This is a genomic window from Duganella sp. FT27W (genome assembly GCF_009295655.1).
Lineage (GTDB): Bacteria > Pseudomonadota > Gammaproteobacteria > Burkholderiales > Burkholderiaceae_D > Rugamonas > Rugamonas zoogloeoides.
The window spans coordinates 668940-685038 of the sequence record NZ_WHIV01000005.1 but is presented as its reverse complement, the minus strand read 5'-3'; the positions used below and the strand labels follow the sequence as shown (position 1 = coordinate 685038).

General features: G+C 64.3%; 12 protein-coding genes. 8 read left to right on the top strand and 4 right to left on the bottom strand.

Translation table 11 applies throughout. The features are described from left to right. The first annotated feature begins 16 nt into the window (after window positions 1–16). Together F8197_RS24970 and F8197_RS24965 are read left to right on the top strand one after the other, a co-directional pair. Complete coding sequence (locus F8197_RS24970; RefSeq protein ID WP_152884386.1) at window positions 17–2005, top strand: OPT family oligopeptide transporter; 1989 nt, start codon at window positions 17–19, stop codon at window positions 2003–2005. A 139-nt stretch (window positions 2006–2144) separates the two neighbouring features. Then, window positions 2145–4157: a S9 family peptidase gene (locus tag F8197_RS24965; RefSeq protein WP_152884385.1), complete on the top strand. Its 2013-nt coding sequence runs from the start codon at window positions 2145–2147 to the stop codon at window positions 4155–4157. Window positions 4158–4172: 15 nt separating this feature from the next. On the opposite strand, the gene F8197_RS24960 is transcribed toward F8197_RS24965, so the two are convergent. After that, a complete protein-coding gene (locus F8197_RS24960; protein WP_152884383.1) occupies window positions 4173–5099 on the bottom strand; it encodes a histone deacetylase family protein in 927 nt (308 codons plus the stop codon). A 98-nt stretch (window positions 5100–5197) separates the two neighbouring features. Here F8197_RS24960 and F8197_RS24955 point away from each other — a divergent pair, with 98 nt between their 5' ends. The 5 genes from F8197_RS24955 to F8197_RS24935 all read left to right on the top strand — a co-directional run bounded on the left by F8197_RS24955 (window position 5198) and on the right by F8197_RS24935 (window position 11127). Beyond that, window positions 5198–6118, top strand: coding sequence for a MoxR family ATPase (locus F8197_RS24955; protein ID WP_152884381.1), 921 nt, complete (start codon window positions 5198–5200; stop codon window positions 6116–6118). Next, on the top strand, window positions 6094–7179 hold the full coding sequence (locus tag F8197_RS24950; protein WP_227012397.1) for a DUF58 domain-containing protein: 1086 nt from the start codon (window positions 6094–6096) through the stop codon (window positions 7177–7179). Before F8197_RS24955 ends, F8197_RS24950 begins: the two co-directional genes overlap by 25 nt. Then, a complete protein-coding gene (locus F8197_RS24945; protein ID WP_152884380.1) occupies window positions 7176–9179 on the top strand; it encodes a DUF3488 and transglutaminase-like domain-containing protein in 2004 nt (667 codons plus the stop codon). The genes F8197_RS24950 and F8197_RS24945 overlap by 4 nt, the downstream gene beginning before the upstream one ends. Next, window positions 9170–10348, top strand: coding sequence for a lytic murein transglycosylase B (mltB, locus tag F8197_RS24940; RefSeq protein ID WP_152884378.1), 1179 nt, complete (start codon window positions 9170–9172; stop codon window positions 10346–10348). Before F8197_RS24945 ends, mltB begins: the two co-directional genes overlap by 10 nt. A 434-nt stretch (window positions 10349–10782) precedes the next feature. Next, a complete protein-coding gene (locus F8197_RS24935; RefSeq protein WP_026637273.1) occupies window positions 10783–11127 on the top strand; it encodes a hypothetical protein in 345 nt (114 codons plus the stop codon). 84 nt (window positions 11128–11211) lie between these two features. Here the strand turns inward: F8197_RS24935 and cysM are convergent, their stop codons facing one another. Further along, on the bottom strand, window positions 11212–12114 hold the full coding sequence (gene cysM / locus F8197_RS24930) for a cysteine synthase CysM (protein ID WP_019921789.1): 903 nt from the start codon (window positions 12112–12114) through the stop codon (window positions 11212–11214). Between the two features lie 185 nt (window positions 12115–12299). Here cysM and F8197_RS24925 point away from each other — a divergent pair, with 185 nt between their 5' ends. Then, window positions 12300–14090, top strand: coding sequence for a cyclic nucleotide-binding domain-containing thioredoxin-disulfide reductase (locus tag F8197_RS24925; RefSeq protein WP_152884376.1), 1791 nt, complete (start codon window positions 12300–12302; stop codon window positions 14088–14090). A 56-nt stretch (window positions 14091–14146) separates the two neighbouring features. On the opposite strand, the gene F8197_RS24920 is transcribed toward F8197_RS24925, so the two are convergent. Continuing rightward, the gene (locus F8197_RS24920; protein WP_152884375.1) at window positions 14147–14560 is read right to left on the bottom strand and encodes a hypothetical protein; all 414 of its coding nucleotides are present in this window, start codon (window positions 14558–14560) and stop codon (window positions 14147–14149) included. Window position 14561: 1 nt separating this feature from the next. Beyond that, window positions 14562–16076: an MBL fold metallo-hydrolase gene (locus F8197_RS24915; RefSeq protein WP_152884373.1), complete on the bottom strand. Its 1515-nt coding sequence runs from the start codon at window positions 16074–16076 to the stop codon at window positions 14562–14564. Window positions 16077–16099 lie beyond the last annotated feature (23 nt).

Sequence of the window (16099 nt, the reverse complement as noted above, 5' to 3'; positions counted from 1 at the left end):
TCCGGAGTTTTTAACGATGAATAGTGTGGCACTGTCCAATCCGCGGGAAATCACCATCCGCGGGATTTTCCTCGGCATTCTCATCACGCTGGTGTTTACCGCCGCCCAGGTGTACCTCGGCCTGAAGGTGGGCCTCACCTTCGCCACGTCGATTCCGGCGGCGGTGATCTCGATGGCGCTGCTGTCGGCATTCAAGAACGCCACCATCCAGGAAAACAACATCGTCCAGACCATCGCCTCGGCCGCCGGCACGCTGGCCTCGGTGATCTTCGTGCTGCCTGGCCTGTTGATGGTCGGCTGGTGGGCGCACGTGCCGTTCTGGCCCACGTTTGGCGCCTGCGCCATCGGCGGCGTGCTCGGTGTGATGTACACGGTGCCGCTGCGCCGCGCGCTGGTGTCGCAATCGACGCTGCCCTACCCGGAAGGCGTGGCTGCCGCCGAAGTACTGAAAGTCGGCACCGCCACCCGCGAGGGCGCCAAGGAGGGCAAGGCGGGCCTGCAGGCAGTGCTGCTGGGCGCAATCGCCTCGGCTGTCATGGCCCTGGGCGCGGCCGCCAAGGTGATGGCCGCCGAACTGACCTTCTACTTCCGCACCGGCGCTGCCGGCGCCACCGGCATCGGCGCGGCCGGTTCGCTGGCGCTGATCGGCGCCGGCCACCTGATGGGCATCACGGTCGGCATCGCCATGCTGGTCGGCCTGGTGATCGCCTGGGGCATGCTGGTGCCGCTGCTCACGTCGCTGGCGCCCGCCGCTGCCGGCGTGGGCGCCGAGGCCCACGCGCTGGCGATCTGGAGCAAGGAAGTGCGCATGATCGGCGCCGGCGTGATCGGCGTTGCCGCCATCATCACTCTGGCCGGCCTGGCCAAGCCCATCATCGGCGGTCTCAAGTCCGCGATGGACACGGCGCGCCGCGCCAAGCAGGGCGGCGCCGTCATCGACCGCACCGAGCAGGACATCCCGATCTTCATGGTGGGCCTGGTGACCTTGCTGGCGATGGTGCCGGCCGGCTGGCTGCTGGCCAGCTTCCTGCAAGGCGGTCCGCTGGCCGAACTGGCGTTGCCGCTGGTGGCCGTGGGCGTCGGTTACATCCTGGTCGCCGGTATCTTTGCCGCCGCCGTGTGCGGCTACATGGCGGGCCTGATCGGTTCGTCCAACTCGCCGGTATCCGGCATCGCCATTTTGACCATCCTCGGCGCAGCGCTGACGGTGGGCATGGTCGGGCGCAGCGTGATGGGCCCGGAAGTGGCGCACGCGCTGATCGCCTACGCGTTGTTCGTCACCACCGTGGTGCTGGCGGTGGCCGTGATCGGCAACGACAACCTGCAGGATCTGAAAACCGGCCAGCTGGTCAACGCCACGCCGTGGAAGCAGCAGGTAGCGCTGCTGATCGGCGTGTTTGCCGGTTCGTGCGTGGTGCCGCCGGTGCTGGAACTGCTCAACCACGCCAACGGTTTCGTCGGCGCGCCGAATCTCGATTCGATCTCCGACCAGCCGCTGGCCGCGCCGCAGGCGCAACTGATTTCCACGCTGGCCAAGGGCGTCATCGGCGGCCGGCTGGAATGGAACCTGCTGGGCTATGGCGCGCTGATCGGCCTGGGCCTGGTCTTGATCAACTTCTTCCTGAAGAAGTCGTCGAACGACAAGTACAGCCTGCCGCCGCTGGGCGTGGGCCTGGCGATCTACCTGCCCAGCGCCGTGATCACGCCGGTGGTGCTCGGTGCGGTACTGGGCTACTACTTCGAGAAATCGGTCGGCAATTCGCCGGCCGGTGAAACCGCCAAGCGCCTGGCGGTGCTGATCATGTCGGGCTTCATCGTGGGCGAGAGCCTGTTCAACGTCGCGCTGGCCGGCCTGATCGTGGTCTCGGGCGAAGGCGAACCGCTGGCCATCGCCACGTCGCTGACCGAGGCGCACACCATGCTGATCTCGCTGGTGGTGGCCGTGTTCGTGGTCACCGGCCTGTACCGCTGGGCGGGCAAGCGTGGCAAGGAAGTGACCGCCTAAGCAGTCCGTCATGCCGCCTGAAATGCCGCCCTGGCTTGCGCCGGGCGGCATTTTTATTTTGGACACGAATATTGCATGGCGGATAGACACCAAGGGTTATCAACTATATAATTTCCATATCCTCAATCATGCAGAGATCATGCGCTTCCTCCCTTTCAACCTTCGTCGCCTGCCGGTACTGGCCGTCGTTGCCCTGTCCGCCGCGCCCACCTTCGCTGCCGCTCCCCTGCCCCCGATTGCCAGCTTCTTCGAAACCCCGCGTATCGATATGGTTGCGCTGTCGCCCAAGGGCGGCCACGTGGCCATGGCAATCATTCTGCCTGACGGCAAGCAGGCGATCGTCGTGCGCGATACCGTCAATCCGCAAAAAGCCACCATGCTGGCCGAGTTCGAGGCCAACGAAGTGGGCGTGTACGATATCCACTGGATCAATGAGAAGCGGCTCGGTTACACGGTCAAGAATTTTTACAAGGGCGATCGCAGCTTCCTTGACGAGTTGGCGGTGGACATCGACGGTGAAAATCAGCGCTACCTGATCAACGGCGATTGGGAGGTTCCGCGCGCGCAGTTGAAATCCAACATAGTCAGTCGTACCTTGCAGCCGGAGTATCGCTATTTCGGCGACATTGCCGACGATTCTGACGATATCCTGGTGGAGAAGGCAATCTGGAGCGCAACCGATCGGGGCGCCAAGTCCACCCGCCTGTTCCGCCTGAATACCCGCACCCAATATCTCGGTCCCGCGTTTGAAGGCAGTCAGCCGCCCACCATCTATACCTGGCGGACTGACCAGGACGGCGCGCCACGCAGCGTATCGTCGCAAGTGAAGGGGCGCTGCATTACCTACTACCGCACCCCCGACGCCACCCAGTGGACGGAAATCGACAGCGGCAGCTGCCTGCAGGACAAGCGCTTCACGCCGCTGGGGTTCGACGGCGGCAACAATATGTATGTTCAGGCGGCCTACAACGGCCAGGCGGCGCTGTTCCGCTACGACCTGAAAACCATGAAGCTCGATCAGCAGCCGCTGGTTGAAACGCCCGGCTTCGATTTCAACGGCAGCCTGGAGTTCGATCAAAAGACCCGGCGCCTGGTCGGTGTGCACCTGCAGACCGATGCCGGCACGTCCGTCTGGTTCGATGCCACGCTCAAGGCCGCGCAGGCCAGCATCGATGCGGCGCTGCCCGGCACCATCAATCAGTTCACCTGTCCCAGTGACTGCCTCGGTTCACCCGTCTTGCTGGTGCGCCGCGGCAGCGACCGCCGCCCCACCGAATACGTGCTGTACCACCGCGACACCGGTATGCTGACTGGCCTGGGCAGCTCTCACCCCGGCATCAAGCTGGCGCAAATGGGCCAGCGCAGCTTTCACCATTACCATGCGCGCGACGGCCGCGCGATCCCGGCCTACGTCACGCTGCCACCGGGCAAACCAGCCGTTGCCGCACCCACCATCGTGCTGGTCCACGGCGGTCCGTCCGTGCGCGGTGGCTTCTGGAACTGGGACGACGAAGCGCAGTTCCTGGCATCGCGCGGCTACGTGGTGATTCAGCCCGAGTTCCGCGGCAGCGCCGGCTTTGGCGCCGACCACCTGGAAGCGGGCTTCAAGCAATGGGGCGGCGCCATGCAGGACGACCTGGCCGACGCCGCGCAATGGGCGGTCAAACAGGGTTGGGCCGACCGCAGCCGCATTGCCATCATGGGGGGAAGTTACGGCGGCTACGCCACCCTGATGGGCCTGATCAAGGATCCGCAAATCTTCCGCACCGGCGTGTCGTGGGCCGGCGTGACCGACCTCGGTTTGATGTTCACGTCGGTGATGTCGGACGCCTCGGAAGAAAGCCGCGGCTACAGCATGCGCTCGGTGATCGGCGATCCGGACGCCGATGCTGAGATGTTCCGCAAGAATTCGCCGCTGCAACGTGCCGCCGAACTGAAACAGCCGCTGTTGCTGGTGCACGGCGCCAAGGATAGCCGCGTGCCGATCGAACACGCCGCCCGTTTTTACAGTGCGGTAAAAATGAACAACCCGAACGTCAGGCTGATCACGTATTCCGAAGAGGGCCACGGCTGGATGTACGAAAGCACCCGGTTGGCGTTCTGGAAAGAAGTCGAAGCATTCCTCGATACCAACCTCAAGCAAGCGCGATAAGCTGGCCGGCGCTGGCTAAATCTCGGCCAGCGCCTTCAGATGCGCGACCACGCTGCGACCGAGGGCGGACAGGTTGTAGCCCCCCTCCAGACAGCTGACGATGCGCCCTCTGGCATACAGGCGGGCGACTTCCATCAGCTGTTCGGTCATCCACGCATAATCCGCTTCCACCAGGCCCATGCCGCCGAGGTCATCCTCGCGGTGGGCGTCGAAGCCGGCCGAAATAAAAATCATCTCGGGTTTGAAAGCATGCAGCGCCGGCAGCCATTGTTCGGTGACGATGCGGCGCACGTCGTCGCCTTTCGACGCCAGCGGCACCGGCACGTTGACGCGGTTGGGCGTGATCGGCAACGGCTCGTTGTACGGGTAGAACGGGTGCTGGAAGAAGCTCACCATCAGCGCGCGCGGCTCGTCGCGGAACGCTTCTTCGGTGCCGTTGCCGTGGTGGACGTCGAAGTCGACAATCGCCACCCGTGCCAGCCCGCGCGCGTCGAGCGCGTGCTTGGCGGCGACCGCCACGTTGTTGAACAGGCAGAAGCCCATCGGCTCCATGGCGCGCGCGTGGTGGCCGGGCGGGCGCACCGAGCAGAAGGCGTTGTCGATTTCGCCGTCGATCACGGCGTCGGTGGCGGCCACCGCCGCGCCGGCCGCGCGCTGCGCCGCCAGCCAGCTCCAGGCATTGAGCGAGGTGTCGCCGTCGAGTGGATAGGTGTCGCCCGGTTCGGGCACGTTGTCGCGGATGATGGCAATCGCGTTGCGGGTGTGATTGCGTTCGAGGTCGGCGACGGCGACCAGCGGCGCTTCGCGGTAGTCGAGCAGGTCGCTGATGTGGGAGCCGATCAACTGGTCGGAAATCGCTTGCAGCCGCGCGGGCGACTCGGGGTGCCAGTCGCCCATGTCGTGGCGCTGGCAGTCTGGATGGCTGTAAATGGCGGTGGTCATGACTCTCTTGTGTCTCCGGCGCAGTTTCTCGCATAGAATCAACTGTATCAAGGTACCCGGCTGTTCCATGCTTTCTATGCGCTAATCTACCACATATCATGTACACAAAATTGCACGAAGCAGCACGGCAGGTGGCCAGCATCATCGTCGGCAAGGACTTGCAGATCCGCCAGGCGCTGGCCTGCCTGCTGGCCGGCGGCCACCTGCTGGTGGAAGACGTGCCGGGCGTGGGCAAGACCACGCTGGCGCACGCGCTGGCCATTTCGCTGGGGCTGCGTTTCAACCGCATCCAGTTCACCAGCGACCTGCTGCCGGCCGATGTGAACGGCATTTCGATCTACGACCGCGAGCAGAACGGCTTCGTGTTCCACCCCGGCCCTATCTTCACGCAAGTCTTGCTGGCCGACGAAATCAACCGCGCCACCCCGAAAACCCAGTCCGGCCTGCTCGAAGCGATGGAAGAGCGCCAGGTCAGCGCCGACGGCGTCACGAGCGAACTGCCCACGCCGTTCTTCGTGATCGCCACGCAAAATCCCACCCACCAGATCGGCACCTTCCCGCTGCCCGAGTCGCAACTCGACCGCTTTTTGATGTGCCTCTCGCTCGGCTACCCGGACGCCGCCGCCGAACGCGCGCTGCTGCTCGGCGAAGACCGCCGCGCACTGCTCAAGACCCTGCCGGCGGCGATGACGTCGAACGAACTGGCCGACGCCCAGCAATCGCTGCGCGCCCTGCACGTGGCGCCCACGCTGGCCGACTACGTGCAGCGCCTGGCCGCCGCCTCGCGCCAGAACGGCATGTTTGCCGAGGGCCTGAGCCCGCGCGCGGCCATCGCCCTGTTGCAGGCGGCCCGCGCATGGGCCGCGCTGGAAGGTCGCAACCACGTGCTGCCCGAGGATGTGCAGGCGGTGCTGGCGCCCGTGTGCGCGCACCGGCTGCGGCCCGTCAAGGCGGCGCACGGCGCGGCGCTGGCCAGCCGCGACCTGGTGCTGCAATGGCAAAAATCGGTGCCGGTGTAGTGGCCATGCAAGCGAGGTCGCGGCTGCAGGCGTGGTACCGCGACCGCCGCGAACGCTGGCTGGCCAGCCGCGACCGGCGTGAGTCGGGCACGGCCAGCGGCATTACCCTCACCCCGCGCCGCGTCTACATTCTGCCCACCCGCCCCGGCCTGGGGTTTGCCGTGCTGCTGCTGTTGATGCTGATCGGCGCCCTCAACTACAACCTGGGCCTGGGCTTCGCGCTGACCTTCTTCACCGGCGCCTGCGCGGTGGCCGACATGTTCCTCACCACCCGCAACCTGGTGGCACTGCAGCTGACGGCAGGTCGCGCCGCGCCGGTGTTTGCGGGAGAACAGGCGCAGTTCGAAGTGCAGCTGCACAATCCCACCCGGCGCGACCGCTTTGCAATCGTTATCGGCTTTGACGATGACGCTAGCTGGAAGTCCGCAGCGTCCGCAGCGGTTTCCCCGCCGGCCACCCACCCGACCGATGTGGCGGCCGGCGCCACCAGTGCTGTCGTGCTGTCGGCGCCGGCGCCCGTGCGGGGCTGGCTGGCCGCGCCGCGCATCCGCCTGGCCACCAGTTTTCCGCTCGGGCTGTTTCGCGCCTGGTCGTACTGGAAGCCGGCGCAGCAGAAGCTGGAGCTGGCGGTACTGGTGTACCCGGCGCCCGAAACGCCGGCGCCGCCGCTGCCCTCGCACGGCGCCGCCAGCGAGGACGGCCACGGTGCCGTGGGACTCGACAACTTCGCCGGCATCCGCCCCTACCAGCAGGGCGACCCGATGCGGCACCTGGCCTGGCGCCAGATCGCGCGCCACGATCCGGCGCTGGGCGGCCAACTGGTGACCAAGCAGTTCGATGGCGGCGCGGTGGCCGAACTGGCGCTCGACTTTGCCGAACTGCCGGCCCACCTCGGCCTCGAACTGCGCCTGTCGCGCATGACGCAATGGGTGCTGCAAGCGGAGCTGCGCGCCCTGCCCTACAGCCTGCGCCTGGGCGCCGCGTCGTACGGTCCGGCGCTGGGCGACGCCCACCGCGCCGCCTGCCTGCGCGCGCTGGCGCTCTACGAAGGTCACGCATGAAGGCGGCCCTGTTCGACCGCCTGCAACAGCTGCCGCGCGAAAAATCGGACACCCTGCTGTTGCTGGTGGCCGCGCTGATGGTGCTGGTTCCCCACTTCGGCCACCTGCCGCTGTGGAACAGCCTGGCGGTGTGCGCTATCCTGCTGTGGCGCACGGTGCTCACCTGGCGCGGCAGGCGCATGCCGTCCATCTGGGTGCTGCTGCCGGTGTCGGTCGCCAGCATGGCCGGCGTGTACGCAAGCTACGGCACCGTGGTGGGACGCGATCCCGGCGTCGCCATGCTCGCGCTGCTGCTGGCCTTTAAACTGCTGGAAATGCGCGCGCGGCGCGACCTGTTCGTGGTGGTGTTCCTGGCGCTGTTCGTGCTGCTGACGAATTTCTTTTATTCGCAAAGCATGCCCACCGCGCTGTTCATGGTGGCCACGCTGATCGTGCTGCTCACCGCGCTGCAAACGTTTCAGTACACGGGCGTGGTGCCGGCGCTGGGACAGCGCCTGCGCACCTCGATGCGGCTGTTCGCGCTTGCCGCGCCGCTGGCGGTGCTGATCTTCATCGTTTTCCCGCGCATCCAGGGTCCGCTGTGGGGCATGCCCGGAGACGCCGCCGGACGCACCGGCCTGTCCGACAGCATGGCGCCCGGCACGCTGTCGTCGCTGGCGCAGTCCGACGAGGTGGCGTTCCGCGTGCGCTTCACGGGTCCGCAGCCAGCGCAACAGCAGCTGTACTGGCGCAGCATCGTACTGGGCGCCTACGACGGCAGCACCTGGACCCGCGTGCCGCGTCTGCGCGGCGTGCAGCGCCAGGACATTGCCATCGCCTTGCGCGGCGCGCCGGTGCACCAGGAAATCACCATGGAACCAAGCGGCCAGCGCTGGCTGGCGGTGCTGGAGCTGGGCGGTCCGCAGGTGGCGATGACGGGCTACGGCGTGCGCGATTCGGACGAGATGGAATACTTCACCACCACCCCGGTGAACCGCCGCGCACGCTACAGCATGACGTCGTACACCGACTACGCGCTGCAGGCGAATGCGCAGCCGCCAAGCCTGGCGCGCTGGCTGGAACTGCCGGCCGGCTTTAACCCGCGCACGCTGGCGCTGGCGCGGCAACTGCGGCAAGACTCACCGCAACACGATGGCGCCGGATTATCGCGGCAGGTACTGGACAGATTCCGCCGCGAAGCCTTCAGCTACACGCTGCAACCGCCATTGGGCGGGCGCGACCTGGTGGACGACTTCCTGTTTACCAGCCGCGCCGGCTTTTGCGAACACTACGCCGGCGCCTACGTGGTGCTGATGCGCGCCATGGGCGTGCCGGCGCGCGTGGTCACCGGCTACCAGGGCGGCGAGCGCAATCCGGTCGATGGCTACCTGACCGTGCGCCAGTCCGACGCCCATGCCTGGGCCGAGATCTGGCTGCCGGGCCGGGGCTGGCTACGCGTCGATCCCACCGCCGCCGTGGCGCCGGAGCGCGTGGCCCGCAACCTGGCACGCGCACTGCCACCGCCGGTGGGATTCAATCCCCTGTTCGCGCTGCAAAACGATCCCGATTCGTGGCTGGCAGCGTTCAGATTCCGCTATGCGGCGCTCAATAATGCTTGGAATCAATACGTCCTCGATTACAATCCCGAGAGGCAGCGTAGTTTCCTTGCGGAATTAGGTGGGTTGTTGCTCACCTGGCGCATGGCGCTGGCGGCGCTGCTGGTGGCCGGTTTGCTGGCCTGGTGGCAGTGGCGGCGCCAGCGGCGCGCGGCCGATCCGCTCGAGGTCCTGTACGATGCCTTTTGCCGGCGGCAAGCGCGCCATGGCGACCCGCGCCAGCCGGACGAAGGCCCGGCCGCATATGCCGCCCGCTTGCGCACGCGGCCGGCAAGTGCGGAACAGCACGCCGCCGCCGACCGGTTTTTGTTACTGTACGGGACACTCAAATACGCCGCGCCCGATACCGAATCACGTACAGCGTCGCTGGCGACGCTTAAAACACTGTTACCCCTATGCCGATAAAACCTCTGATTGCTCCCTTGCTGGCCTCCCTGCTGCTGACCTGCGCCGTTGGCGTCCATGCGCAAGGTGTGGACCGCTACGGCTACAAGCTACCCCCGTCGCAGCAAAAGAAAGCCGCGCCCAAGAAAAAGGCAGAACCCAAGCCCGCGCCCAAGCCCGGCACCGATTACGTCGGCGAATACGTCAACTTCGGCGAGTGGAAGGAAGTGCGGACGTTCCTCGATGACGTCGCCATCCGCAACGGCTTCGACCGCAAGGAGCTCGACACCTTGATCAACCAGGTGCGCTACCTGGACTCGGTGGTGCAACTGGTCAAACCGGCGCCACCGGGCAAGCCGAAAAACTGGCAGGCCTACCGCGCCCTGAACGTCGATCCGGTGCGCACCAGCGCCGGCGTGCGGTTCTGGAACGAGAATGCCGAAGCGCTCGCGCGCGCCGAATCGCTGTACGGCGTGCCCGCCGAGATCATCGTTGCCATTGTTGGCGTGGAAACCGTGTACGGCCGCATCACCGGCCGCTTCCGCGTGCTCGACACCCTGACCACGCTGGCGTTTTCCTATCCCGAAAGCCCGACGCGCGAAGCGCGCATGGCGTACTTCAAAGGCGAGCTGGAAGCGGCGCTGCTGTTCGCCCGCGCCGACGGCCTTGAACCGCTCTCGATGCTCGGCTCGTTTGCCGGCGCCATGGGCATGCCGCAGTTCATGCCCAGCAGCGCGATGAAATACGCGGTCGATTTCGATGGCAGCGGCAAGATCGATCTGCTCGGTTCGAGCACCGACGTGGTCGGCAGCGTGGCGTCGTTCCTGGCCGCTCATGGCTGGCAGCGCCAGGTAACGGGGCCGATCGCCTACCCGGTCAAGGTCTCACCGAACCGCGCCTGGGAACCGCTGTTGCAGCAGGGCTTGACGGCAAAATACAAGCCGCAGGACTTGTCGGCAGCGGGTGTCGTCCCCACTGTTGTATTGCCGGAACAGAATTTGTATGGCCTGGTGGACTTGCAGAATGGTGGCGAAGCGACCGAATACTGGGCTGCCAATCCGAATTTCTTTGCCATTACCCAATATAACCGCAGCTACTTCTATGCGATGTCGGTAGTGGACCTGGGGCAGGCGATCAAGGACGCGCGCGGTGGCAGTGGCAACAGCGGCGCTGTAGCGACCGGTCTATAAGGATGTAAGGAAGCGTAAATGCTCTTGAGACAAGTTCTTGAGAGCACTATCTTAATTACTAACTAGAAATTATCTTCCGTGCGACAACTAACTTAGCACGGCAAAAAAATATCCTGCACACCAACAGAATTGCCTTACAATTAAGTTTAGTTGCTAATATGATGTGTGCACCGAAGCTTAGCACAAGAAGCGGTGTATAATTCTCACACAATGTTGCATCTTGACAACAAGATCACACACGCAAAGCTTTTTTTAATTGCTGCTGAGTATTATATGGCGCGATGTTGTATAATTGTGTATATATTATGAAACTTTTTATCCCGGAATTCCGTCCGTGTGTGAATTTTCCTGAGTAAGGAAGAACATTACGCAGCAAAGCGAGCTCCGAGTGTTGTACTTAGCAGGACAACTTTACAGAAGGAAAAGACGAAATCATGACAAACCAAGTCGGCATAGATATGAACAACGATGCGGATGGCGATGACCTGCTGCAATACAATCCCAACCGCCTGCTCGATACCCTGATCGAGAACCTGCGTCTGAAAAACGATGCGGCCTTGTCGCGCGCGCTGGAAGTTGCGCCGCCGGTGATCTCGAAAATTCGTCACCACCGTCTGCCGGTCGGCGCCTCGCTGCTGATTCGCATGCACGAAGTGAGCGATCTGAGCATTCGCGACCTGCGTTACTTGATGGGCGATCGCCGCAACAAGTTCCGCATCAGCGACAAACAGTTCAAACCAAAAGATCCGGTCGATTCCGGTTCGGGCAGCCAGGGTTAATTCACCCCGGTGGTCACATCATCCCGGCCCCTTATCCAGGGGCGCGGGATTGTTTGCTTTAAGTTTCTGCATCAACGTTCTATATCAGGCCGGGAACACACCGGTTGACAGGTAGCGGTCACCACGGTCGCAGACGATGAACACGATCGTCGCGTTTTCCACCGTTTGCGACAGGCGCAGTGCGATCTCGCAGGCGCCCGCTGCCGAAATTCCGCAAAAAATCCCCTCTTCCGCCGCCATCCGGCGCGCCATGCGTTCGGCTGCCGCCTGCGAAACCGATTCCACCTTGTCCACCCGCGTGCGATCGTAGATCTTCGGCAGATAGGCTTCCGGCCATTTGCGGATGCCGGGTATCGATGAACCTTCTTCCGGCTCGGCGCCGATGATCTGCACGCCCGGGTTTTGTTCTTTCAGGTAGCGCGACACGCCCATGATGGTTCCAGTCGTGCCCATGGCGCTCACAAAATGCGTGACGCGGCCTTCGGTGTCGCGCCAGATTTCGGGGCCGGTGCTGTCGTAGTGGGCACGCGCATTGTCCTGGTTGCCGAACTGGTCGAGGATGATGCCCTTGCCGTCCTTTTGCAATTGTTCGGCCATGTCGCGTGCGTATTCCATGCCGCCGGTCTTGGGTGTAAGCATGATCTGGGCGCCATAGGCGGCCATGCTCTGGCGCCGTTCCACGCTGAGGTTTTCCGGCATCAGCAGCAGCATCTTGTAGCCGCGCAGCGCAGCCGCCATGGCCAGCGCGATGCCGGTGTTGCCGCTGGTCGCTTCGATCAGCGTATCGCCGGGCTTGATGTCGCCGCGTTCCTCGGCGCGCTTGAGCATGGACATGGCCGCGCGGTCCTTGACCGAACCGGCCGGGTTATTGCCTTCGAGCTTGCCCAAAATGATGTTGTTGCGTGCCGCTGCCTCAGCGCCCGGCAGGCGGGTCAGCTGCACCAGCGGCGTATTGCCGATCGTATCTTCCAGAGTCTTGTAAGCCATCGTTTTCTTTGTCGGTGAGTGCGTCAGAACAGCCATTTTAATCCGAGTTGGGCTTGCGTGTATTGCAAGCACCACGATGGCCCCTCCCGAAAGGTTAAGGCGCGCCAACTCTTCACACGCACGCCACGCCTTGCGCTAGACTTCCATCCAATCGCCACCCCGGCGCACCCACTTCTTTCCACATCATGGCCATCTCCCCGCTCGACCCCATCGCCGCAGAAACGCACGACGCCCTGGCTTCCACGGCCACGGCTGCCGCGTCCGCTCCCACGCTCGACCTGGAAAAACGCGGCTACCAGATCTTCCCTACGCTGAGCCCCGGCGACATCAAGCACATGCTGCGCTTCGGCCAGGCGCGCACGTACCAGGACGGCGAACCGGTGATTGAAGCAGGCAAAACCTGCTACGGCCTGATGCTGGTGCTCAAGGGCGCAATTGCCATGTACCGCACCAACGGCCTCGACGACCCGCTGCTGTTCATCACCCACACCGTCGGCCAGTTCGCCGGCGAGGTGGCGCAACTGTCAGGCCGGGCGCCGCTGGCCAACGGTTACGCAGCTGGCACCACCGACGTGCTGGTGGTGCCGCCGGAATCGCTGCGCGCCTTGCTGGTCGCACATGCCGACCTGGGCGAGCGCATCGTGCGGGCATTGATCCTGCGCCGGGTGGGCCTGATCGAGCAGAACTCGGGCGGCCCCACCATCATCGGCGCGCGCAGCCAGGGCCGGGTACACGCGCTGCAAAGCTTCCTGTCGGCCAATGGCCACCCGTACAGCGTGATCGACCCGGCCGAAGATCCGCGCGCGGCCGACCTGATCGCCCTGCACCAGGCCAGCGGCGACGACCTGCCGCTGGTGGTCTGCCCCGACGGCGCCATCAAGAAAAACCCCACCACGGTGGACATGGGCCGCTGCCTGGGCATGCTGCCCGAACTGAGCGAAGACAAGGTGTGGGATGTGATCGTGGTGGGCGCCGGGCCGGCCGGCCTGGCCACCGCCGTGTATGCCGCATCCGAAGGGCTGTCGGTGCTGGCGCTGGAAACGCGCGCCTACGGCGGTCAGGCCGGCGCCAGCGCCCGTATCGAAAACTACCTGGGTTTCCCCACTGGCATCTCGGGCGGTGCGCTGGCCGGCCGTGCGTACGTGCAGGCGCAGAAGTTCGGCGTGGAAATCGCCATTCCCGCCCCCACCGGCCGCCTGATCTGCGACACCTGGCCGCTGCAAGTGGAAATGTGCGGCAGCTACCAGAAGCTCAAGGCGCGCACCGTGGTGCTGTCGTGCGGCGCGCGCTACCGCCGGCCGTCGCTGGCCAACCTCAAGCAGTTCGAGGGCAAGGGTGTTTACTACTGGGCGTCACCGATCGAGGCCAAGCTGTGCCGCTCGGAAGAAATCGTGCTGGTCGGCGGCGGCAACTCGGCCGGCCAGGCTGCCGTATTCCTGTCGGGCCATGCGTCCAAGGTGCATATATTGATCCGCCGCGACAGCCTGGCCGCCACCATGTCGAGCTACCTGATCGAGCGCATCGAAGCCACGGCCAATATCGAGCTGCACACCCACAGCGAAATCGTGGCGCTGGAAGGCAACGACGACGGCCTGAAACAGATCCGCGTGCGTAACGCCAAAACCGAACAGGAAACCGACTACGATGTGTGCCGCGTGTTCCTGTTCATCGGCGCCGATCCCAACACCGCGTGGCTCAGCGACTGCGGCGTGGACGTGGACGACCACGGCTTCATCCGCACCGGTTTCGACGTCGCCAAGGCGCAATGCCGCGCCAACTTCGAAAACGGCGTCTATCCGCGCGACATGCCCAGCCGTGCGGCGCTGGAAACCAGCGTGCCGGGCGTATTTGCCATCGGCGACGTGCGCGCCGCGTCCACCAAGCGGGTGGCAGCCGCCGTGGGCGAAGGTGCGGCGGTGGTGTCGCAGATTCACCAGTTTCTGGCGAATCTGCCGGCCGACAAGCGCGGCGGGTAAAGTTCGTAACGCTTGGCCGCGAGACAGAGGCTCCGCAGCGCATCACGCTCACGCGGTCAGGCGTTTTTAGAGAACTGCACTACCAACAACGTGAGATAAACGGCGAAAAATAGCCCCCAGGCCAAAAACCTGGCAAAGTATTTTCGCGACTCCTGCGACATCGCCTTGGGGGAAAAGGCCGCCAACGGCCCCAGAAAGCCGATCGACAGCTTGTTTCCGGTGGCAGCCCAACTCTCGCTCCGCATGAGGCGCAACATGTAGTAAGCACACATGGCAAGGGCCACGATCGCAGGCGCAAACAGCAATACAACAAGAATTGTTACCACGGGATTCTCCTCAAACCATTCGATGCAGCACACGCCGGCGTACTGTATTGCAGTCAATGTAACGATGATGGTTTTACAGGCCTGGAGACCTCGTTTATCCGTAGCGTGCAGGCTAATGCAGGCGCCAACGTCGGAACGATACATTTCATGCGGCCTCCTTCAGTCGCCGTAATTGCGCGGCCTGGTACGCGCCGAAGGCGTCGTTGAACAGGCAGCGGATCAGTGGGTCGTCGGCGATGTCGGCATCTGCCGGCGCACCGGCAATGCGCACGTACATCGACGTCAGCGACTCGCCCAGCGCCAGGCCGGCGTACAGTTTGGCGGCGGGGATTTCGGTGGTCCAGCCAAGCGATGGCGCATCGGCCGGCGCGATGCTTGCGGCTTCGAGGCTGTCGGCTTCGAGGCGGTCACGTTCAATGCTCTCGCCTCCGTCCCCTGCGATTCGGCTGGCTTCGATGCGATCGTGTTCGATGCTGCTGGCTTCGATGTGGTCGCGTGCGATGCGATCACCGTGAATACGATAGCGGAAGCGTTGCCCTGCCCCGTCGTGGTCATAGACAGTCAGCTGCCAGATGCGCGGCTCGATAAAATAGCTGTCGTCGGGCAGCTCCATCTCTTCATATTTTTGCAGCAGGCCACGCTGGCAGAAGTCCTGCACCAGCGCCATTTGCTCGGCGGTGAGCGCGGCAAAGCGGCGTGAGATGTCGGCGGTCGGTGGCGGCGTGATGGCCGGGTCGTACTCGAAATCGACATCCTGGTCGCCCACCGGCAGCACCCACGGCAGCGGCGCGGCCGGCGTCAAATCCTGCGCGCTCAGCTCGAATGCGACCGAGGGATTGATGCGCACCACTTGCGCATTGGGCAGCCAGGCGCCCACCTCCTGCGCAAACTGGCGGTAGGTGATCGGGAACATGGCGTGGTTGTACCACGACCATGGCTCCTGCACGAACTGGCACGAGCTGGGCACCACGTAGCGCGGGGCCAGTGCCTGTAATTGTTCGGGCCAGTCTTCAGGCAGCGCCACCGCCGGCGTGGCAGGCGGTGGCACTGCACGCACGCTGGCTAACGCCGGCGCGCATGCGGGTGCCGGCGCCGCTGCCGTCTCATTGCCACAGGTGCGCAACGGCGCGATCACGTCCACTTCGCGCATGGTCTGGAATGGCCACAGCACCATGTCCCACGGCGCGTATTGCTTCAACTGCTCCAGCGTTTCGGGGTCCATCCATGCATCGACCACGTTGAGGATATTCAGGCCTTCGGCGCGGATGTGGAACATGGAATCGACTTCGTCGTCGAGCGCGCGGCGGGCGATGATTTCGAACCCGCCCACCTGTACCGGCTGGTCGATCGCCAGTGGCTGCACGTTGCTGAAACCGAGTTCGCGCAACATGGCAAACAGCTCGTCGAACAGGCAGTACAGGTACACGGGCGTGGTGCGCGGCAGCAGGTGCAGGCTGTCGAACGAGCAGTGGTCGTCGTGGAAGTGCGAGATGAAGATGGCGTCGGGCGTGAGCTGCCGGACCTGGTCCAGGTCGAAACGGACATCGGGAAACGCGTGGCAATTGCGGCTGAACGGATTTTCGACAATGGGGTCGAACAGGATTTGCGTGCCGCCGGACTCGAAGACGTAGCCGGCGTGGAGGATGCGGGAAATTTTCATGACGACCTTGAGCTGACAACCAT

Bases quoted from the DNA above. Each gene is read 5' to 3' on its own strand.
- F8197_RS24970 (WP_152884386.1), top strand. From the start codon at position 17: ATGAATAGTGTGGCACTGTCCAATCCGCGGGAAATCACCATCCGCGGG.
- F8197_RS24965 (WP_152884385.1), top strand. From the start codon at position 2,145: ATGCGCTTCCTCCCTTTCAACCTTCGTCGCCTGCCGGTACTGGCCGTC.
- F8197_RS24960 (WP_152884383.1), bottom strand. From the start codon at position 5,099: ATGACCACCGCCATTTACAGCCATCCAGACTGCCAGCGCCACGACATG.
- F8197_RS24955 (WP_152884381.1), top strand. From the start codon at position 5,198: ATGTACACAAAATTGCACGAAGCAGCACGGCAGGTGGCCAGCATCATC.
- F8197_RS24950 (WP_227012397.1), top strand. From the start codon at position 6,094: ATGGCAAAAATCGGTGCCGGTGTAGTGGCCATGCAAGCGAGGTCGCGG.
- F8197_RS24945 (WP_152884380.1), top strand. From the start codon at position 7,176: ATGAAGGCGGCCCTGTTCGACCGCCTGCAACAGCTGCCGCGCGAAAAA.
- mltB (WP_152884378.1), top strand. From the start codon at position 9,170: ATGCCGATAAAACCTCTGATTGCTCCCTTGCTGGCCTCCCTGCTGCTG.
- F8197_RS24935 (WP_026637273.1), top strand. From the start codon at position 10,783: ATGACAAACCAAGTCGGCATAGATATGAACAACGATGCGGATGGCGAT.
- cysM (WP_019921789.1), bottom strand. From the start codon at position 12,114: ATGGCTTACAAGACTCTGGAAGATACGATCGGCAATACGCCGCTGGTG.
- F8197_RS24925 (WP_152884376.1), top strand. From the start codon at position 12,300: ATGGCCATCTCCCCGCTCGACCCCATCGCCGCAGAAACGCACGACGCC.
- F8197_RS24920 (WP_152884375.1), bottom strand. From the start codon at position 14,560: ATGTATCGTTCCGACGTTGGCGCCTGCATTAGCCTGCACGCTACGGAT.
- F8197_RS24915 (WP_152884373.1), bottom strand. From the start codon at position 16,076: ATGAAAATTTCCCGCATCCTCCACGCCGGCTACGTCTTCGAGTCCGGC.